The sequence below is a fragment of the Streptococcus sp. A34 genome (assembly GCF_043674115.1).
Taxonomy (GTDB): Bacteria; Bacillota; Bacilli; order Lactobacillales; family Streptococcaceae; genus Streptococcus; species Streptococcus suis_V.
This window is the reverse complement of the sequence record NZ_JBIMJM010000003.1, coordinates 69,048-88,034: the sequence shown is the minus strand read 5'-3', so window position 1 is coordinate 88,034 and position 18,987 is coordinate 69,048. Positions and strand designations below refer to the sequence as shown.

Annotated in this window: 19 protein-coding genes; 16 read left to right on the top strand and 3 right to left on the bottom strand. The window is 44.8% G+C overall.

What is annotated here, in order from left to right:
* Nucleotides 1–83: 83 nt before the first annotated feature.
* Nucleotides 84–950 (bottom strand): YitT family protein, encoded by an 867-nt coding sequence (locus ACHBGV_RS01770; RefSeq protein WP_394735523.1) that lies wholly within the window; start codon nt 948–950, stop codon nt 84–86.
* A gap of 153 nt (nt 951–1,103) precedes the next feature.
* Here ACHBGV_RS01770 and tmk point away from each other — a divergent pair, with 153 nt between their 5' ends.
* From tmk to ACHBGV_RS01725, 9 genes are all read left to right on the top strand, one after another.
* A complete protein-coding gene (gene tmk / locus ACHBGV_RS01765) occupies nt 1,104–1,748 on the top strand; it encodes a dTMP kinase (RefSeq protein WP_172067921.1) in 645 nt (214 codons plus the stop codon).
* Nucleotides 1,738–2,622, top strand: coding sequence for a DNA polymerase III subunit delta' (locus ACHBGV_RS01760; protein ID WP_394735522.1), 885 nt, complete (start codon nt 1,738–1,740; stop codon nt 2,620–2,622). The genes tmk and ACHBGV_RS01760 overlap by 11 nt, the downstream gene beginning before the upstream one ends.
* Before the next feature lie 15 nt (nt 2,623–2,637).
* Entirely contained in the window at nt 2,638–2,955 is a 318-nt protein-coding gene (yabA, locus tag ACHBGV_RS01755; RefSeq protein WP_105111418.1) for a DNA replication initiation control protein YabA, read from the top strand.
* 1 nt (nt 2,956) lies between these two features.
* Complete coding sequence (gene rsmI, locus ACHBGV_RS01750) at nt 2,957–3,820, top strand: 16S rRNA (cytidine(1402)-2'-O)-methyltransferase (RefSeq protein ID WP_105111419.1); 864 nt, start codon at nt 2,957–2,959, stop codon at nt 3,818–3,820.
* A gap of 184 nt (nt 3,821–4,004) precedes the next feature.
* A complete protein-coding gene (gene serC, locus ACHBGV_RS01745; RefSeq protein ID WP_257117790.1) occupies nt 4,005–5,096 on the top strand; it encodes a 3-phosphoserine/phosphohydroxythreonine transaminase in 1,092 nt (363 codons plus the stop codon).
* Nucleotides 5,096–5,653, top strand: coding sequence for a GNAT family N-acetyltransferase (locus ACHBGV_RS01740; RefSeq protein ID WP_257104422.1), 558 nt, complete (start codon nt 5,096–5,098; stop codon nt 5,651–5,653). The genes serC and ACHBGV_RS01740 overlap by 1 nt, the downstream gene beginning before the upstream one ends.
* A gap of 45 nt (nt 5,654–5,698) precedes the next feature.
* Nucleotides 5,699–6,877, top strand: a complete 1,179-nt coding sequence (locus tag ACHBGV_RS01735; RefSeq protein ID WP_172022995.1) for a phosphoglycerate dehydrogenase — start codon at nt 5,699–5,701, stop codon at nt 6,875–6,877.
* Nucleotides 6,874–7,371 carry a methylated-DNA--[protein]-cysteine S-methyltransferase gene (locus ACHBGV_RS01730; protein ID WP_161948215.1) on the top strand — a complete coding sequence of 166 codons (498 nt, stop codon included), beginning with the start codon at nt 6,874–6,876 and terminating at the stop codon, nt 7,369–7,371. Before ACHBGV_RS01735 ends, ACHBGV_RS01730 begins: the two co-directional genes overlap by 4 nt.
* Entirely contained in the window at nt 7,368–7,721 is a 354-nt protein-coding gene (locus ACHBGV_RS01725; RefSeq protein ID WP_394732043.1) for an arsenate reductase family protein, read from the top strand. The genes ACHBGV_RS01730 and ACHBGV_RS01725 overlap by 4 nt, the downstream gene beginning before the upstream one ends.
* 14 nt (nt 7,722–7,735) lie before the next feature.
* Here ACHBGV_RS01725 and ACHBGV_RS01720 read toward each other — a convergent pair whose 3' ends face one another.
* Together ACHBGV_RS01720 and ACHBGV_RS01715 are read right to left on the bottom strand one after the other, a co-directional pair.
* Complete coding sequence (locus ACHBGV_RS01720; RefSeq protein WP_105160045.1) at nt 7,736–8,635, bottom strand: cation transporter; 900 nt, start codon at nt 8,633–8,635, stop codon at nt 7,736–7,738.
* A 118-nt stretch (nt 8,636–8,753) separates the two neighbouring features.
* Nucleotides 8,754–9,581 (bottom strand): exodeoxyribonuclease III, encoded by an 828-nt coding sequence (locus ACHBGV_RS01715; RefSeq protein WP_172095951.1) that lies wholly within the window; start codon nt 9,579–9,581, stop codon nt 8,754–8,756.
* 151 nt (nt 9,582–9,732) lie between these two features.
* On the opposite strand from ACHBGV_RS01715, the gene ACHBGV_RS01710 reads away from it, so the two are divergent.
* The 7 genes from ACHBGV_RS01710 (at nt 9,733) to ACHBGV_RS01680 (ending at nt 18,884) form a co-directional block, all read left to right on the top strand.
* Nucleotides 9,733–11,394 carry a hypothetical protein gene (locus tag ACHBGV_RS01710; protein WP_394735521.1) on the top strand — a complete coding sequence of 554 codons (1,662 nt, stop codon included), beginning with the start codon at nt 9,733–9,735 and terminating at the stop codon, nt 11,392–11,394.
* 19 nt (nt 11,395–11,413) lie between these two features.
* Nucleotides 11,414–12,544: a glycerate kinase gene (locus tag ACHBGV_RS01705; protein WP_394735520.1), complete on the top strand. Its 1,131-nt coding sequence runs from the start codon at nt 11,414–11,416 to the stop codon at nt 12,542–12,544.
* Nucleotides 12,545–12,609: 65 nt separating this feature from the next.
* Nucleotides 12,610–13,329: an O-methyltransferase gene (locus ACHBGV_RS01700; RefSeq protein WP_105122173.1), complete on the top strand. Its 720-nt coding sequence runs from the start codon at nt 12,610–12,612 to the stop codon at nt 13,327–13,329.
* A 63-nt stretch (nt 13,330–13,392) separates the two neighbouring features.
* Entirely contained in the window at nt 13,393–14,382 is a 990-nt protein-coding gene (gene prsA, locus ACHBGV_RS01695) for a peptidylprolyl isomerase PrsA (RefSeq protein WP_105122174.1), read from the top strand.
* Between the two features lie 261 nt (nt 14,383–14,643).
* Complete coding sequence (locus tag ACHBGV_RS01690) at nt 14,644–15,129, top strand: LURP-one-related/scramblase family protein (RefSeq protein WP_105122175.1); 486 nt, start codon at nt 14,644–14,646, stop codon at nt 15,127–15,129.
* A 161-nt stretch (nt 15,130–15,290) separates the two neighbouring features.
* The gene (gene alaS / locus ACHBGV_RS01685) at nt 15,291–17,909 is read left to right on the top strand and encodes an alanine--tRNA ligase (protein WP_394735519.1); all 2,619 of its coding nucleotides are present in this window, start codon (nt 15,291–15,293) and stop codon (nt 17,907–17,909) included.
* Between the two features lie 72 nt (nt 17,910–17,981).
* On the top strand, nt 17,982–18,884 hold the full coding sequence (locus ACHBGV_RS01680) for a carbohydrate kinase family protein (RefSeq protein ID WP_105122228.1): 903 nt from the start codon (nt 17,982–17,984) through the stop codon (nt 18,882–18,884).
* The last annotated feature ends 103 nt before the right edge of the window (nt 18,885–18,987 follow it).

The following is an 18,987-nucleotide window of genomic DNA, read 5'->3' as shown; positions in this document are numbered from 1 at the left end:
GAAAACAAGATAAAAAAGATAAAAAAGTCCTTACAAGTTTCAACAAGGACTTTTTATATCGACCGAGTATGGGAGGCCAGGGTTCAATGTTTTTCAAGCGGTTGTTTATTTTTGTCCAGTGTAAAACCTTCCCCTAAGACCTCGTGGGCGTCGGTAATGGTGATGAAGGCATGAGGGTCGATGCGGTGAATCAGTTCTTTGGTTTCCTGGAGTTGGCTCTTATAAATGACCGAATAAACCATATTTACTGGCGTTTTACTGTAAAATCCTTCGGCCTTGATAAAGGTAACACCGCGCTCTATCTCCGCATCAATAGCAGTAGCAATTTCCTGCGATTTCTGGGAAATAATCATCAGGCCCTTGCTGCCATAACCACCATCTGAAATGAAATCAATGACACGAGTAGCAATGGCCACCATCATCAGGGTATAGAGGACCAGTCTCAAGTCTTTAAAAACAAGGACGATAAAGGTCAGGATGATGATATCGACAGCTAAAATTATTTGACCGATTGAATAGGGCAGATACTTATGACCGATACGGGCGATAATATCACTACCGCCAGTAGTTCCCCCAGCTTTAAAAATCAAACCCAGTCCAATTCCCATCAAAATTCCGCTAAAGGTGCTGACCAAAAATAAGTCATGTTCCAGATTGATAGCCAAGGGGAATTTTTCAAAAATTGCCAGCCAAAGCGTAACGCTAAAGGTTCCCAGAATACTTAAATAAAGAACTTTTTTGCCTAGCAATTTCCAGCCGATGACGAATAGTGGAATATTAATGAGAATGTTCATCAACCAGGGCTGGATGTTGAACAAGTAGTAGAGAATGAGCGTCAGTCCAGTCACTCCGCCTTCAAATAGGTGATTGGGCATGACCAGATAGTTCAAAGAAAAGGCAAACAAGGCACTGCCAATAATGATGGCCAAAATATTTCGAATACGTAGCATAGTCTCTCCTTAGGCACGACAAGATTTTCAGCTATGTGAGTTTATATATACTAATATTGTACGTCATTTATTATTGAAATACAAGTCAATTTGTAAGTGCTTTTTCTGCTGAAATTTGTTACAATAATGAGAACAATGAAAAAGGTGGTAATCATGGAAAAAGGTCATTTTATTACATTTGAGGGACCAGATGGGGCTGGAAAGACAACGGTCTTGCAAGAGCTCTTGCCTAAATTACAGGTACTTGGTCTGGAAGTGATTACTACTAGAGAACCGGGTGGAGTTGCCATCGCAGAAGACATCCGGAAAATCATTCTTGATCCGGCCAATACAGCCATGGATCATAAAACGGAACTCCTGCTGTTCATTGCTGCTAGGAGACAGCATTTGGTTGAGAAAGTCTTGCCACCACTCCAAGAAGGGAAGATGGTCATTATTGACCGCTTTATTGATTCTTCAGTGGCCTATCAGGGACATGGTCGTGGTCTAGATATTGCCGATATTGACTGGCTCAATCACTATGCGACGGATGGAGTCAAGCCCGATTTGACCCTCTATTTCGACATAGATGCCGAAGAAGGGCTGGCAAGAATCGCCCGCAATGCTGAACGCGATGTGGACCGGTTGGATATGGAAAAAGCGGACATGCACAGACGGGTCCGACAAGGCTATTTGGCCATTTTAGAAAAAGAACCAGAGCGGTTTGTCAAAATTGATGCCAGCCAGCCCCTAGAGGCTGTTGTCCAGGACGCGCTCGGTATCATCCAAGAGCGACTATTGAAAGCAAATGAATTATAAGAATTTAAGCAACTTGCAGCCGAAACTGATTGAAGATTTCGTTCATATTTTACAAGGGAGCCATCTGGCACACGCCTATCTGTTTTCTGGTGATTTTGGGAATTTTGAAATGGCCCTGTTTTTGGCCAAGGCTATTTTCTGTACGGAAAAGACAGACTCCCTTCCCTGCGAAATGTGTCGGACCTGCCGTTTGATTGAGAGCCAGGAATTTTCGGACGTGACCATATTATCACCCCAGGGCAATACCATAAAGACGGATGCGGTCCGCGAAATCGTGAAGAATTTTTCTCAATCTGGTTTTGAATCATCGAAACAGGTCTTTATTATCAAGGATGCGGAGAAGATGCACGTCAATGCAGCCAATTCGCTCTTGAAGGTCATAGAAGAACCCCAGTCAGAAATCTACATTTTTCTGTTGACCAATCAATTGGAAGCAGTGTTGCCAACCATCAAAAGTCGGACACAGATTGTCCAATTTCCCAAGAATCTGGCGCTTTTGGAACGCATCTTAGAAGAATCTGGTTTGCTAAAGACCCAGGCTAGTTTATTGGCTCAGCTGGTTTCCAGTCAAGATGAAGCTCAAAAGCTAGCTAAAAACAAGTCCTTTTTGGAGGCCTTGGTCCAGGCGAGAAAGTTCATTGACCTCCTGCAGGAGCAGCCCAATCTGGCTTATTTACAGGCGGGAACCCTGGTGGGGCTTGTGCCTGAAAAAGTGGAGCAGGGTCAATTGCTGGATTTACTGACTATCCTTTTGGCAGAGAATCTGGACAAAGTGGATGCGCGTGATAGGCTGGATTCATTGCTGACGGTGAAGAAAATGTGGCAGTCTAATGTTAGTCTGCAAAATTGCCTAGAATACCTCACTCTTAGTTAGAATAGAAAGTATAAGATGGATAAAAAAGATATTTTTCATGCCTTGGATGGGTTCTCGCAGAATTTATTTGAGACTCTTGCTGAGGTAGAATCAATTAAGAAAAATCTCCAGGCTGTGATTGATGAAAATACAGCTTTGCGATTGGAAAATGCCAAGATTCGTGAACGTTTGAAGAAAGAGATTGCTACTGAAAATAGGGCGACGCATTCAAGTCTAGGCAATCTGGAGGCTATATATTTGGATGGTTTCCATATTTGCAATGACTTCTACGGTCAACGTCGGGACAATGATGAACCATGTATGTTCTGTGATGTCATATTGAATCGAGAGTAAGATGAAACTACAAAAATCATTTAAGGGACAAACAGCTTACGGCAGTCTTTACCTGGTACCGACACCGATTGGTAACCTGCAAGATATGACCTTGCGGGCTATTGACACGCTGAAAAATGTTGATCTGATTGCAGCTGAGGACACGCGCAATACAGGACTTCTCCTAAAGCAGTTCGAAATTGAAACCAAGCAGACCTCTTTTCACGAGTATAATGCCCATGAAAAAATTCCTGGGCTGATAAATTTGCTTAAATCAGGTCAATCCTTGGCCCAGGTTTCGGATGCAGGCCTACCGTCTATTTCAGACCCGGGTCATGATTTGGTTAAGGCTGCTATTGCGGAGGATATTCCGGTCATTGCCCTGCCTGGTGCCTCGGCTGGGATCACAGCTTTAATTGGATCAGGAATAGCTCCACAGCCTCATATTTTTTATGGCTTCTTACCGCGAAAATCAGGTCAGCAAAAGGAATTTTTCCAGCAAAAGCTACAGTATCCAGAAACACAGATTTTCTACGAATCTCCCTATCGTGTGGCTGATACCTTGGAAAATATGCTCGCTGTCTACGGAGATCGTCAGGTGACGGTCGTTCGTGAATTGACCAAGCTTTACGAAGAATACCAACGTGGGACCATTTCAGAATTATTGGATTTTCTAGCAGATAATCCCCTCAAAGGCGAATGCTTGATTATTGTAGCTGGAGCTAGCGATGAGGAAATTCCTTCCGTAGACCAGGTCGATTTGGTAGCGGAAGTTGAGGCAGAAATCGCAGTAGGTCGCAAACCAAATCAAGCTATTAAAGAAGTTGCCAAACGCTATCAACTAAAAAAACAAGAAGTATATGACCTCTATCATGGACTGGCTTAGGCTGGTCTTTTTATAATATAATTTTAGAAAAATGTATAAAAACAAGTTTATTTCAGAATAATATATGAAATTTTTCGGAAAAATTTGATGATAAACCGAATATTTAGTCACTAAAAATGGAAAATAATGGTGAAATTTCATTTTCATGTGGTATAATAGGCTCATCTTAATTTGGAGGGATTTTATGACAATCTACAACTTTTCTGCAGGTCCTGCAGTCTTGCCAAAACCAGTGCTGGAAAAGGCACAAGCTGAATTTTTGGATTACAATGGTTCGGGAATGAGTGTGTTGGAGATGTCCCATCGCTCCAAGGATTTCGACGATATTATTAAAGGTGCTGAGGCGACCCTGCGCGAGCTGATGGCTATTCCAGATAACTATAAGGTTATTTTCTTGCAGGGTGGTGCATCCCTTGAATTTACCATGATTCCGCTCAATTTTGCTAAGGGCAAGAAAGCCTACTATTTGGCTGGTGGTTCATGGGGGAAAAAAGCCTATACTGAAGCTGTCAAGCTGTCTAAAACTATTGACTTTGAGCCAATTTTGCTGGGTTCTTCTGAGGAAATTACCTATGCAGAATTGCCTATATTTGACAAAAATGACATCGACCCAAATGCAGCCTATGTGCATTTGACTACCAACAATACAATTGAAGGAACTGCAGTTTATGATATTCCAGATACCAATGGTGTACCTGTGATTGGTGACATGTCGTCAAACATCTTGGCAGCTCGCTATAATGTGGAAGATTTTGCCATGATTTATGCAGGTGCTCAGAAAAATATAGGCCCTGCAGGTGTGACAGTAGTTATCGTCCGTGAAGATTTCCTCAACGACGAGCCAGTACTTTCAAGCATGCTGGACTACCGTATCCAAGCAGACAATGAGTCACTTTACAATACACCGCCAGCTTACTCTATCTACATTTCAAAACTTGTCTTTGAATGGGTCAAAGAAATCGGTGGCGTTGATGAAATGGAAAAAATCAACCGCGAAAAAGCTGGTCTGCTCTACGATTACATTGACCAGTCTGCTTTCTATACCAACCCTGTTCGCATCAAGGAACAGCGCTCAGTGGCCAACATTCCATTTGTATCACCAAGCGAAGAATTGGATGCTAAGTTTGTCAAAGAAGCAACGGCAGCTGGCTTTAAGAACATCAAGGGTCACCGTTCCGTTGGTGGCATGCGTGCTTCCTTGTATAATGCCTTCCCACGTCAAGGCGTTGTAGACTTGATTGACTTCATGAAGAAATTTGCTGCGGAGAATGCCTAATGGAAATCCGTCTGGCACATCCCAATGAAGTCGGGGCCATCGAAGCAATTTTTCAAGAGGCACGAGCTTACTTAGCGGCCTCTGGCATTGACCAATGGCAGGGAGAGTATCCAAGCGCGAGTGAGGCAATCGAGGATATCTTATCTGGTAAGGGTTATGTGGGCTTGGTAGATGGCAAGATTGTGGCTTATGCAGCGGTGCATCCTGGTCAGGAAGAGGCCTATGAGGCAATCTATGACGGCAAATGGCAGCACAATAATCCAGTCTATACGACCTTTCATCGTGTGGCAGTGTCAGCCAGTGTTCGTGGTCAAAAGTTTTGTCAGACTTTCTTGCAGGGCTTGATTGAAGGCCAGAAGGGACCAGACTTCCGTTGTGATACCCACGAGCAAAATAAGGCTATGCAACATATCTTGCTGAAGTTGGGCTATGTCTATTGTGGCAAGGTTCCCATTGACGGGGAACGCCTGGCCTATCAAAAAATCAAACACAAGAGCGAACGCAGTCTATATCAAGAGGTGAATGAAGATGACCGTTGGCTCCTAAACTCAAATTAAACAATGAAAGTAGGGCGGAAGCTAATCCGCCTTTTTGGTAAAAAAATGGTATTTAGCGTTAGAACTTTTAATAATATCAACCAGGTTGGTCTCAAGGAACTGGGCAATCGTTTCCAGATAGATGGGGATCAGGCAGGCAATCCTGATGCCTTTATCATCCGTTCTGAAAACCTGCATGGCTTTGATTTTCCAGAAAATCTCAAGGCTATTGCCCGTGCTGGTGCTGGTACAAACAATATTCCAATTGATGTGGCAACTGAAAAAGGGATTGTGGTCTTCAATACCCCAGGTGCCAATGCCAATGCGGTAAAAGAAGCGGTTATCGCCTCTATTCTCCTGTCTGCTCGTGATTATATCGGTGCGACTACCTGGACCAATACCCTGTCTGGCGACGATGTGCCAAAGCAGGTCGAGGCAGGTAAAAAGCAGTTTGCTGGGACAGAGATTTCTGGCAAGACACTCGGTGTCATCGGTCTGGGTGCTATCGGTGCTCGTATTGCAAATGATGCCCGTCGTCTAGGTATGAATGTCCTTGGTTACGATCCGTATGTGTCTGTTGAGACAGCCTGGACCATTTCTAGCCACGTCAAGCGCGTGGATGATTTGAAGGAAATCTTTACCCAGTCAGACTACATCACCGTTCATGTGCCATTGACTGACAAGACTCGTGAGCTCTTCAATGCAGACAGCTTTGCTCTCATGAAAAAAGGGGTTACCTTGGTCAATTTTGCCCGTGGTGAATTGGTCAACAACGCTGATTTGTTTGAGGCGATTGATGCAGGTGTTGTTAAAAACTATGTGACGGACTTTGGTACAGAAGAGGTCCTCAACAAACCGCACATTACAGTCTTTCCGCACGTTGGTGGATCGACCGAGGAGGCGGAGCTCAACTGTGCCATTGCGGCTGGTCAGACCATTCGTCAATTTATGGAGACGGGTGAGATTATCAACTCTGTCAACTTCCCGAATGTTAAGCAATTCCTCGATGCACCGTATCGCATTACCTTGATCAACAAAAATGTGCCAAATATTGTGGCGACAATCACGACAGCTGTGTCTGAGCTAGGGATTAACATCGACAATATCATCAACCGTTCTAAGGGTGACTATGCTTATACCTTGCTGGATTTAGACGAGTCAGATAAGTCTAAAATTGACAGCCTGGTGGCTAAGTTTGAAGACCTGGATGCTATTATCAAGGTTCGTGTCATTAAACATAAATAATGCTATACAAACAAATCTACACTAGTCCCCTTGGCCCCATTTCTTTGATTGCGAGTGACCAGGGCTTGGTAGGGGCTTGGTTTCATGGTCAGAAGTATTTTGAGAGGGGAGTGGCAGAGGAAATTTCTCTCACACCTCATCCTCATTTGGACCAGGCAGCACGCTTGTTGGCAGAGTATTTTGCTGGAAAATTCCCTGACTTTAGCCAATTGCCACTGGATTTACGAGGGACGGATTTTCAAATGAAGGTCTGGAGAATTTTACAAGAAATTCCTGTAGGTCAGACGACAAGCTACGGTCAGATTGCCAAGGCCTTGGACATCCAATCAGGTCAGGCAATCGGCGGAGCAGTGGGAAGAAATCCCTTGTCTATCATCATTCCCTGTCACCGTGTTCTGTCAAGTGACATGAAGTTGACTGGCTATGCTGGGGGCTTGGATAGAAAAATTTGGCTCCTGCAACATGAAAATCCGTATTTTGAGGTGAGGAAATGATTTTATTTTACGAATATCCAAAATGTTCAACCTGTCGGGCAGCTAAGGCTGAACTCAAAAAACTGGGTCTAGAATTTGAAGCTATCGACATCAAGGCAACACCGCCCAAGGCTGCTCAATTGAAAGAGTGGATGGATGCGACTGGATTGGAGTTGAAAAAGTATTTCAATACATCGGGCAACAGCTATCGCGAATTGGGTTTGAAAGACAGGTTTGCAGACTTGACGGTTGATGAGGCCTTGGATTTGTTGGCCAATGATGGTATGTTGATTAAGCGCCCCTTGCTCATTCAGGATGGGAAAATTCTTCAGATTGGTTACAAGACACCATACGAAAATCTCGGTTTCTAGGCCGAGATTTTTTCTTATAAAGCATATTCAACTGAGATGTACTCATGCTGTTTTTGCAGGAGATAGAGCATCTGTGGTTTTTCAGCCAGCAATTGTTGCACTAACTGGTGTTCTACATCGTGCAGATTGATTTTTACCCGGATGTTCATACCTTGTTTGAAGATGTGAATATCTATATCTTGAGCATCTTCGTCAAGATAAGAACCAAGAATTTGATAGATGGATTCATGGATTTCAGGCACATGGGTTGTTCCGTTGGCCAGTTCCTTGAAGGCAGTTAGGAGACCATTCCAAGGCTCCTTAAAGGAAATCAAAGCCAAGGCCACAGTCAGGAAAAAGTCACCGGTGTAGTGGAGAAATCCAAGCGGTCCATTGATTGGGACAAAGAATAGCAGTAGGATTGCCAAGCCAATGGCCCCTGAGATGAGCCCGTCGACCAAATTTCCTTTTGCCTCTGCCAAAATGATCGTTGACATGTGGTTGAGTTTGGCGCTCATGTGGAGATTGTAGAGATAAAGGGCAATACAGACGAAAAACATCGTAACTGAATAAGGGATAACAGGCCCTGTGGTCATCTGATTTCCAATGCCATTGACAAAATAGGCAAAGGCTGTTGCACTGGTTTCGAGGACAGCAAACAATAGTAAGAGCAGGGTCGCCAGTGATTTCATAATGGCGTAGAGAGGTTCTAAAAAGTAAAGTCCCTGCGGAAAGGTTGCTGTTTTCTTGTGGCTATTTTTTGAAATATAGAATGCGACTAGAGATGATATGAAAGCAATCAGTGAGAATACGCCATCCAGGAGCAGGGCATTCATGCCAGTGATGATATAGACTGCCACTCCAGCGGTTCCGCTAAGTCCGTTGACGATAGCTGATACAGTGAGTGATTTTCGTTCGATTTTCTTGTTATTCATGTTTCCTCCTTTAATGATATCTATATATTTATTATACCACAAAAAGTAATCGTTTTCAAATCAGATACATTTAAAAACCCAGCATTTGCCGGGTTTGAATTATCTAATAAACTAAAAATTAAATGCTTATTTCCATCACAATTGGTGTGTGGTCTTGGCGAGCACCTGAGTCAATCATAGCCGACTTGGTCACCTTGTCAGCGATACGGTCACTAACCAACCAGTAGTCGATTCTCCAGCCTGTGTTGTTGATTTTGCTGGTACGGCTGCGTTGCGCCCACCAGGTATAGGCGTTGAGGACGTCACCATGCAGGTAACGGAAGGTGTCGGTGAAGCCTTTGGCAAGCAGGTTTGTAAAGCCCTCACGCTCTTCATCGGTAAATCCTGGTGACTGGCGGTTGCTGGCTGGGTTGGCCAGGTCGATTTCTTTGTGGGCAACGTTGTAGTCGCCTGTTGCTAAGACGGGCTTTTGGCTGTCAAGCTGTGATAGGTATTCGGCATACTGAACGTCCCAGATTTGGCGGTCAGCCAATCTCTTCAAGCCATCGCCAGCATTTGGCGTATAGACCTGGGTCACGTAGAAATCGTCAAATTCCAGGGTAATGATGCGCCCTTCAGAGTCCATAGTGGTAGGAGCACCGATTGCTGGGAAGCTAATGGTAGGAGTCAGGTGGTTTTTGTAGAGGAAGAGGGTGCCAGCGTAGCCCTTACGAGCAGGCTCTACAGAAGAACGCCAGGTATTGGCATAGCCTGGGAAGTAGCCTTCTAGAATTTCCAAATGCTTTTTGGTCGGTCCCTTGTCAGACAGCTTGGTCTCCTGAATGGCGATGATGTCTGCATCCTCAGCGACTAAGGTGTCAATGACAGCGCGCGAGAGTAGGGCGCGTGGCGATTCCGCAGTCAGGGCCGCGTTTAGGGAGTCAATGTTCCATGAGATGAGTTTCATATTCTATCCTTTTCACTTTTTCTATCGCTCCATTATATCAAAATTCCCCTATGGATGCGACTGAGAAAAACTGAAATAAAATATTGTTTTCGCTTTCACAAGTGGGAAAATATGCTATAATATAACTAGAATTGATATGGAGGAGATTTCTATGAAAAGACAATTGATTGGATTAGCCTGGCTGGCTCTTGTGCTAGAAATGGCTATATACTACTGGTACAATCTACCAGCCCTCAACATTTGGAGCCTGGGTTTTTGGTTCTTCTTGCTCCAATCACTGGGGCTGGTCTGGTTGATACTGGTCTTCTCGTCCGCAGGAGGTATGGTCCAGAAGGTGACAAAAATCTCTGGACGCAATCGTTCTGTCGACACCTATCAGCTCAAGCCCAACGGGCTACCTAGCTATCTGCGTTGGTTTAGTCGCCTGCTGCTGGGGATTGTCCTTGTCTTAACCCTGCTCGCTGCTCTCAATACTCGCATTTTCCGTGCCAAGGACTATGCTGGTGTCATCACAGTTCAGGATGCGGATTTCAAGGCGGATTTCCCAGAGACAGATATTTCTAGACTGGCTCTCCTGGATCGGGCATCAGCTGAGAAGATTGGAGATACCTATCTAGGCACCATAGACAAGGTTTCTCAGTTCGGTATTTCGGATGATTATCGCCAGATTACCATTGGCCAGCAACCTTTTCGCGTGTCGCCTTTGGAATATAAGTCTTTTTGGAAATGGCTGAGCAACCACCAAGATGGGATTGGCTACTATGTCAAGGTCAACCAGACGACAGGAAAAGCAGAGCTTGCCAAGCTGGCACAGGCCATGCATTTCTCCGATTCAGAATATTGGTTCAATGATACCAAGCGTCATCTGCGAATTCAATATCCGACCACGATTTTTGGCAATCCCTCCTTTGAAGTTGACGACCAGGGCAATCCCTACTATATTGCTACGATCTATCAACCGAAATTCGGTCTGTCATCCAATGACCCAACAGGTGCTATCGTACTAGATGCCGTTACAGGAGAAAGCAAGCGGTATAGCTTAGCTGACATTCCAGAATGGGTGGACCGTGTCTACTCTGCCGAAAATGTCATCAGCCGTGTTGATGACCATTATACTTATCAAAATGGTTTCTGGAATACGGTCTTTAGCCAAACCGGCGTTAAAAATACGACTGACAGCTACAACTATATTTCAATCGGTTCGGATATCTATCTCTACACAGGGATTACTTCAGCTACAGCAGATTCATCTAACCTGGGCTTTATTCTAGTCAATATGCGGACCCGTGATATAACCAACTACAAGCTGGCATCAGCAACCGAGACAGCCGCCCAAGAATCGGCTGAAGGAGAAGTCCAAGAAAAAGGCTACCAAGCAACGGCACCAAGTCTGGTCAAGCTAGCCGACACCGCCTACTACCTGGTTTCTCTCAAGGACGACGCCGGTCTAGTAAAATCCTATGCCCTGGTCGATGCCGAAGATTACCAGCAGGTGACAGTTAACAATGACGTGGCAACCTTGATTTCTCAGGTATCCGGGGCAGATGCCTCTAGCTTGTCAGGTCTGGCAAGCACAGCAGATGGACAAGGGGCAGCAGAGCTCGAGACTGTCTCTGGTAAAATCGAGGCCTTGGGTAGTCAGATGATTGCTGGCTCAACGGTCTACTATATCCAGTCGGAAGGCAAGATTTATAAGGTTAAGGCGACGGAAGACAGTACAGACAGGTTACCATTTATCAAAGTCGGCGATAACTTTACCGGTCAGCTGGATAAGAAGAATTACTTGATTCAATTCCAAGTCGAAAATGAGTAGATGCTCGGAGGACAGCTAGATGCATGTTTTGATTGCGCCAGATTCTTTTAAGGAATCCTTGGCCGCTCCAGATGTGGCTAGGGTTATAAAATATGGATTTTCAAAGGTATTTCCAGAAGCCTCCTACGATTTGATGCCGCTTGGAGATGGAGGAGAGGGGACACTGGATAGCCTGGTGCATAGTTTGGGATTAAACAGGCAATCAACCCAGGTTACCGGTCCTTTTGGGGAGAACATTCAGGTTCAATATGCGGTAAAAGGAAGTTTGGCCATGTTTGAAATGGCTGAGCTTGTGGGTCTGGCTTCTATTCCAATAGAAAGTCGGGCTCCATTACAGATTCAGACCAGAGGACTGGGGGAGCTCATTGTCCATCTGGTTGAGGCCGGTATGGAGCGAATTATGATTGGAGTGGGTGGTTCCGCTAGTCATGATGGTGGAATGGGCATGGCGGCTGGCTTGGGATTTCAATTCTTCGATAAGGATGGTCAGGAGTTGGAGCCGATAGGGGCCAATTTGGGCAAGGTGGTCAGCTATTCCAAACCCGATACAGGATTTGATAGTGCTGCTATTCAGATTGATTTAATCACTGATGTGACCAATCCCTTGTGCGGGCAGAATGGGGCGACCTATGTATTTGCAGCTCAAAAAGGATTGGCACCGGAAAGGTTTGCCCAAGTTGATAAGGAGATGCACGATTTTTATCAGCTCGTTAATCCTGATTTGATTGAAAAGGAAGGAGCTGGTGCGGGCGGCGGTATGGCTGCAGGGCTTTGTGCCTTTGCCGGCGCTACAATTCATTCGGGTATTGACTTTGTGCTGGATCAGCTGGATTTTGAACAACGTGCTAGCCAGGCTAATCTGGTGATAGTTGGTGAAGGCCGTCTGGATCGACAGAGTCTTTCTGGTAAGACTCCGATTGGTGTTGCCCGCCGGGTCAAGCAGGGAGTACCTGTTGTTGCTATATGTGGTAGTCTTGCGGACGATTTGCCTGATTTTCCTTTTGAAAATATCTGCGCCGCATTTCCCATTATCTCTAAATTAGCGAGCTTAGAGGAGTCGCTGGCTTTAGCGGAAGTGAACCTGGAAAGAACAGCTGAACAAATAGCACGCATTCTGAAAATATCACAAGCATGGAAAGATGGGCTCTAGCCTGTCTTTTTCTTGTGAAATAGCTATTCTTGACCGAATTTCGGGCGTGTGATATACTTGGAAACATGGTACAATCATACTCAGAAAACGCAAACCACAATATGCGCCGGCCTGTTGTCAAGGAAGAAATTGTGGACTTTATGCGGACACGTCAGGCGCAGAATAGAGGATTTTTGAAAGAGCTCGAAGTCTTTGCTCAGAAGGAAAATATTCCGGTCATCCCACATGAGACGGTAGCCTTTTTCCGCCTGCTCTTGCAGACCCTGCAACCGCAGAATATTCTTGAAATTGGTACAGCAATCGGATTTTCGGCCCTTTTGATGGCTGAAAATAGTCCAAATGCTCAGATTACGACTATTGATCGCAACGAGGAAATGATTGGTCTAGCCAAAGAAAATTTTGCCAAGTATGATAGTCGCAAGCAGATTTCTTTGCTGGAAGGGGAGGCCATGGAGTTACTTCCAACTCTGGCCGATGACCAGTATGACTTTATTTTCATGGATTCTGCCAAGTCCAAATATATCGTTTTCTTGCCTGAAGTTCTGAAGAAGGTTAAGGTGGGTGGTATCATTGTCATCGATGATATTTTCCAGGGAGGCGATGTGGCTAAGGACATTATGGAAGTGCGTCGTGGTCAGCGGACTATTTACAAGGGTTTACAGAAACTCTTCAATGCGACCTTGGATAATCCAGATTTGACAGCCAGTCTTGTTTCACTCAGTGATGGGCTCCTGATGCTCCGTAAAAATTTGGAAAATGTTGAGCTGAATCTAGATGATATTTAAGAATTTTATAAGATTTTATGGTATAATGGATGGGTTAAAGAAAGAAGGAGTGTTAATTTTCGAATGAAATCAAGAAAAATTATTGCTGGTGCGGTAACATTGTTAGCAGCAGTTACCCTAGCAGCTTGTACTTCATCAACTGATAAGGATATTGTCAGCTTAAAAGGGCAAACCATTACTGTTTCGGAATTCTATGACGAAGTAAAAAACAATCCAAATGCTCAGCAGGTTCTCTTGTCTATGCTGATTACAGAAGTATTTGAAGAAAATTACGGAGACAAGGTATCAGACAAGGAAGTCACTGAGGCTTTTGATAAAATGGCAGAGCAGTATGGTGATTCATTCCAGCAGGCCCTGGCATCAGCTGGCTTGAATACAGAGAGCTATAAGCAACAAATCCGTACCAATAAATTGGTTGAATATGCTGTTAAGCAAGCAGCAGAAAAAGAGTTGACAGATGACAACTATAAGGCTGCCTATGAAAACTATACGCCAGAAGTAACTGCGCGTGTCATCCAATTGACAGACGAAGCTAAGGCGAAAGAAATCTTGGCAAAAGCTCAGGAAGACGGTGCTGATTTCGCCCAATTGGCTAAGGATAATTCAGCAGACAGCAAGACTAAGGACAAGGGTGGAGAAGTCAAGTTTGACTCTACTTCAACAGAAGTGCCAAAAGAAGTTCAACAAGCAGTCTTTGCACTTGACAATGGCCAAGTTGGCGCGTCTATCGTCCCTGTGGTTGACCCGACAACTTATACAACAAGTTACTATGTTGTAAAATTGGAAAGCAAAACTGAAAAAGCAAAAGATTGGAAAGAATACAAAGACAAGTTGAAAGAAGTCATTCTTACAGCTAAGCAAAACGATGCAGCCTTCATTTCGACTGTTGTTTCAGAAGAGTTGAAAGCAGCTAACGTTAAGGTCAAAGACCCAGCCTTCCAAAACATTCTTTCTCAGTATATTCCATCTGAAGTTAATTCATCTTCAACAGACGCTTCGTCTTCGACAGATGCTTCATCAAGCTCTGAAGAAAAGAAAGATGAAAACAAATAATCTATCGAGAATGGATGGTTATCCACTCAGTTCAGAAAATTGGCGGTCGTTGCGAGCCATCTGAGTAAATCATCTTGCTACTCGTTAGCACAATTGAATAGTGAGAACCTGTATCCAGAGCTCAGTACCTTAGTACCTTAGTCAAGGTTAGCTTGCCTGTGAATACAGATTCTGAATGAAGAATGACAAGTCATTGAATGAAGGTGGTACCGCGGTTTTTCGCCCTTCGTTTGGTTTCTTGTCATTTTTTTGGAGGTTATCATGAAAGAATTTCTTGTGAAACAGCGGTTCACCTTTGGTGGAGAAAAATTCGATATTCAGGATAGTCAGGGCAATCTAGCCTATCAGGTCCAGGGTTCCTTCCTGGAAATTCCCAAGCGGTTCACTATTGTAAACAGCCAAGGCCAGGAAATCAGTCAGATTACCAAGAAATTCCTGACCTGGCTACCTCAATTTACCATTGACATGGCCAGCGGGCATTCCTTTTATCTGAAACAGAAATTGACTTTCTTTAGAGATAAATATTCGGTGGAAAATCTGGGGCTAGCTCTTGAGGGCAATATCTGGGATTTGGATTTTCGACTGCGGACGGCCGACGGTCAGCTGGTAGCTGAAATCTCCAAAGAACTTTTTCACCTAACTTCTCATTATTCGGTTAAAGTTTACCACGACGATTATGCTGATTTAGTTATTTCCCTAGTCATCGCCATTGACTATGTGGAGATGCTGGAATCTGCATCAAGCTAAACATCATTAAACAAACAAAAAACGAAAGGAATGGTTCAGTTAATCAGTCTAACTGAACCCGCCCGGAAGGTTCGGAAAAAAATAAACTGTCTAGGAAGTAAGGATTTCCTGCCAGTTTCCTATTTTTCAGTCGCCTTCTAATCGGGCTTGGTATCTTAATTATGAAAAATTTATCTTCTGCTCAAATTCGTCAAATGTGGTTGGATTTCTGGAAATCAAAAGGCCACTCTGTTGAGCCTTCTGCCAATCTTGTTCCAGTTAACGACCCAACTTTGCTTTGGATTAACTCTGGTGTGGCGACCCTGAAAAAATATTTCGACGGATCTGTCATTCCTGAAAATCCACGGATTACCAACGCGCAAAAATCAATCCGTACCAACGATATCGAAAATGTTGGTAAGACAGCCCGCCACCACACCATGTTTGAAATGCTAGGGAACTTCTCTATCGGGGATTATTTCCGTGATGAGGCCATTGAGTGGGGCTTTGAACTCTTAACCAGTCCAGAATGGTTTGCTTTTGACAAGGATAAGCTCTACATGACCTACTATCCAGATGACAAGGATTCTTATAACCGCTGGATTGCACTTGGTGTAGACCCAAGTCACCTCATTCCACTCGAGGATAATTTCTGGGAAATCGGTGCGGGACCTTCTGGACCAGATACGGAAATTTTCTTCGACCGTGGTACAGATTTTGACCCTGAAAACATTGGCATTCGTTTGCTGGAAGAAGACATTGAAAACGACCGTTATATCGAGATTTGGAACATCGTATTGTCACAATTCAACGCTGATCCTGCTGTTCCTCGTTCAGAGTACAAGGAATTGCCAAACAAAAACATTGATACGGGCGCAGGTTTGGAGCGTTTGGCAGCTATTTTCCAAGGGGCTAAGACCAACTTTGAAACCGACCTTTTCTTGCCAATCATTCGCGAGGTAGAGAAGATTTCTGGCAAAACTTATGACCAAGATGGTGATAACATGAGTTTCAAGGTCATCGCAGACCATATCCGTGCTTTATCATTTGCCATCGGTGACGGTGCTCTTCCAGGAAATGAAGGTCGTGGTTATGTCCTTCGTCGTTTGCTTCGTCGTGCGGTCATGCACGGTCGCCGTTTGGGCATCACCGAGCCATTCTTGTACAAATTGGTGGAAACGGTTGGCAATATCATGGAAAGCTACTACCCAGAAGTGCTTGAAAAACGTGACTTTATCGAGAAAATCGTTAAACGTGAGGAAGAAACCTTTGCTCGCACCATTGATGCTGGCAGCGGTCACCTAGAGGAACTTTTGGCTGACTTGAAAGCAGCTGGTAAGGACACTCTTGAAGGTAAGGATATCTTCAAACTCTACGATACCTACGGTTTCCCTGTGGAATTGACCGAGGAATTGGCAGAAGATGCTGGCTACAAGATTGACCACGAAGGCTTCAAGGCTGCCATGAAGGAACAGCAGGACCGTGCCCGTGCCGCCGTTGTTAAAGGTGGCTCAATGGGTATGCAAAATGAAACCCTGGCAGGTATTACCGAAAGCTCAACCTTTGTCTATGGACAAAATAGCCTAGATGCCAAATTGGAAGTCATTATCGCGCACAATGAGCGGACAGAAGCTGTGTCAGAAGGTCAAGCCCTACTTGTCTTTGACCAAACCCCGTTCTATGCAGAAATGGGTGGTCAGGTTGCCGACCGTGGTGTGATTAAAAATGCTTCAGGTGATGTCCTTGCAACAGTTGTGGATGTGCAGAAAGCACCGAATGGTCAGCCATTGCACACCGTAGAACTCTCTGCCAGCATTTCTCTTGGTCAAACTTACACGCTTGAAATCGACACAAATCGTCGTCGTGGCGTTGAGAAAAACCACACAGCAACTCACTTGCTCCATGCTGCCCTTCATAATGTCATCGGTGAGCATGCAATCCAGGCTGGTTCCTTGAACGAGGAAGGATTCCTCCGCTTTGACTTCACACACTTTGAAGCGGTGACAGCTGATGAACTTCGTCGCATTGAAAATGAAGTCAATGAAAAAATCTGGGAAGCCTTGGATATTGTCACAGTTGAAACGGATGTGGATACGGCTAAAGAAATGGGTGCCATGGCCCTCTTTGGTGAGAAGTATGGCAAAGTGGTCCGTGTGGTTACAATCGGTGACTATTCTATCGAGCTTTGTGGCGGTACCCACGTTGGCAATACAGCTGAAATCGGTCTCTTCAAGATTGTCAAAGAAGAGGGAATCGGTTCAGGTACCCGCCGTATTTTAGCGGTGACAGGCAAGGAAGCTTTCCTAGCTCTTCGTGACCGCGAGGATGCTCTCAAATCTGTTGCACAGACTCTTAAGGTGCCACAAATCGACCAAGTGCCGACAAAAGTGGAGGCACTGGCTGCGGAGCTCCGCGATTTGCAAAAAGAAAATGCAGCTCTTAAAGAAAAGGCAGCGGCAGCAGCTGCTGGAGATGTCTTCAAAGATGTCAAAGATGCTAACGGCATTCGCTACATTGCCAGCCAGGTCCAAGTTTCAGATGCAGGTGCTCTCCGTACCTTCGCTGACAACTGGAAGCAGAAAGACTACTCGGATGTCTTGGTGTTGGTTGCGGCCATCGGCGACAAGGTCAATGTCCTTGTGGCAAGTAAGTCAAGCGATGTACATGCAGGAAACCTCATCAAAGTCCTTGCGCCAATCGTAGCAGGTCGTGGTGGTGGTAAGCCAGATATGGCCATGGCAGGTGGTAGCGATGCGTCTAAGATTGCAGATTTGTTGAAGGCTGTCGCTGAAAATTTGTAACATTCTCAAACTCTCTTATCTCTGGATAGGGGAGTTTTTGTGCTATACTATCTCTATAGCGGAGGTTTTGCTATGGGAAAATGTTTGGTAATCGGTTCGACCGTTTGTGATGTGATGATTTATCTGGATCAGTTACCGGGGCGGCAAGGCGATGCGCATATTGACAAACAGGTCCTGTCTCTGGGCGGTTGTGCTTTCAATGTGGTCAATATCCTGCACCACATGGGTGTGGACTATGATTTCATTTCACCGGTAGGGACAGGCATTTACGGTCATTTTGTCAGGAATGAGCTGGAAAAAATTGGAATTGAACCACGGGTTTTAGTGGAAAGAGCCAACGGCTGTTGTTACTGCTTTATCGAAAGCGACGGAGAACGGACCTTTCTGTCCGACCATGGTGTGGAATACCATTTTGACCCCACTTGGCTGGACAAGTTGGATTTATCGGAGTACGATTATGCTTACGTTTGTGGTTTAGAAGTGGAGGAAGAAACAGGTCAGGCATTAGTGGACAGTTTGGAAACTATTCCTGCCCAGCTCATTTTTGCGCCGGGACCGCGAGGACATTTGATAGATAAGCAGCGCATGGAGCAAGTCTTGGATTTGTCTCCTATCCTCCATGTCAATGAGCAAGAGGCTTTGACATTATCAGGTCAAACTGACATCAGGCAGGCTGTGCAGACCTTAAATGAACGCACCGGGCAAGCGCTGGTGGTAACCAGAGGAGAGGCTGGAGCTTTGGCCTACGATGGACAATGGCATGAGCAAAGGTCTTATCCAGCGCAAGTGGTAGACGCGGTGGGAGCGGGGGATAGTCATGTTGGCGCTCTATTGGCAGGATTAGCTAGTGGAAAATCCTTGGACCAGTTGCTCGACTTTGCCAATCGTGTCGCCAGTTATATTGTGGCTAACCCCGGCGTACACCTGCCTTCATCAACCTATGAGGATTTGAGAAAGTATTTATCAGAATTATAAATTCGAGCCCATTTGGGCTTTTTTGCTTGTCTAATTGCCCATTATCAGCTACATTTTGACTATCTTCATAAACTTTTTGACAATTTTTATTATTTTTTTGACA

Bases quoted from the DNA above. Each gene is read 5' to 3' on its own strand.
- ACHBGV_RS01725 (WP_394732043.1), top strand. From the start codon at position 7,368: ATGATTTTATTTTACGAATATCCAAAATGTTCAACCTGTCGGGCAGCT.
- rsmI (WP_105111419.1), top strand. From the start codon at position 2,957: ATGAAACTACAAAAATCATTTAAGGGACAAACAGCTTACGGCAGTCTT.
- ACHBGV_RS01710 (WP_394735521.1), top strand. From the start codon at position 9,733: ATGAAAAGACAATTGATTGGATTAGCCTGGCTGGCTCTTGTGCTAGAA.
- ACHBGV_RS01720 (WP_105160045.1), bottom strand. From the start codon at position 8,635: ATGAATAACAAGAAAATCGAACGAAAATCACTCACTGTATCAGCTATC.
- ACHBGV_RS01770 (WP_394735523.1), bottom strand. From the start codon at position 950: ATGCTACGTATTCGAAATATTTTGGCCATCATTATTGGCAGTGCCTTG.
- ACHBGV_RS01740 (WP_257104422.1), top strand. From the start codon at position 5,096: ATGGAAATCCGTCTGGCACATCCCAATGAAGTCGGGGCCATCGAAGCA.
- prsA (WP_105122174.1), top strand. From the start codon at position 13,393: ATGAAATCAAGAAAAATTATTGCTGGTGCGGTAACATTGTTAGCAGCA.
- ACHBGV_RS01690 (WP_105122175.1), top strand. From the start codon at position 14,644: ATGAAAGAATTTCTTGTGAAACAGCGGTTCACCTTTGGTGGAGAAAAA.
- ACHBGV_RS01705 (WP_394735520.1), top strand. From the start codon at position 11,414: ATGCATGTTTTGATTGCGCCAGATTCTTTTAAGGAATCCTTGGCCGCT.
- ACHBGV_RS01760 (WP_394735522.1), top strand. From the start codon at position 1,738: ATGAATTATAAGAATTTAAGCAACTTGCAGCCGAAACTGATTGAAGAT.
- alaS (WP_394735519.1), top strand. From the start codon at position 15,291: ATGAAAAATTTATCTTCTGCTCAAATTCGTCAAATGTGGTTGGATTTC.
- tmk (WP_172067921.1), top strand. From the start codon at position 1,104: ATGGAAAAAGGTCATTTTATTACATTTGAGGGACCAGATGGGGCTGGA.
- ACHBGV_RS01700 (WP_105122173.1), top strand. From the start codon at position 12,610: ATGGTACAATCATACTCAGAAAACGCAAACCACAATATGCGCCGGCCT.
- yabA (WP_105111418.1), top strand. From the start codon at position 2,638: ATGGATAAAAAAGATATTTTTCATGCCTTGGATGGGTTCTCGCAGAAT.
- serC (WP_257117790.1), top strand. From the start codon at position 4,005: ATGACAATCTACAACTTTTCTGCAGGTCCTGCAGTCTTGCCAAAACCA.
- ACHBGV_RS01680 (WP_105122228.1), top strand. From the start codon at position 17,982: ATGGGAAAATGTTTGGTAATCGGTTCGACCGTTTGTGATGTGATGATT.
- ACHBGV_RS01735 (WP_172022995.1), top strand. From the start codon at position 5,699: ATGGTATTTAGCGTTAGAACTTTTAATAATATCAACCAGGTTGGTCTC.
- ACHBGV_RS01715 (WP_172095951.1), bottom strand. From the start codon at position 9,581: ATGAAACTCATCTCATGGAACATTGACTCCCTAAACGCGGCCCTGACT.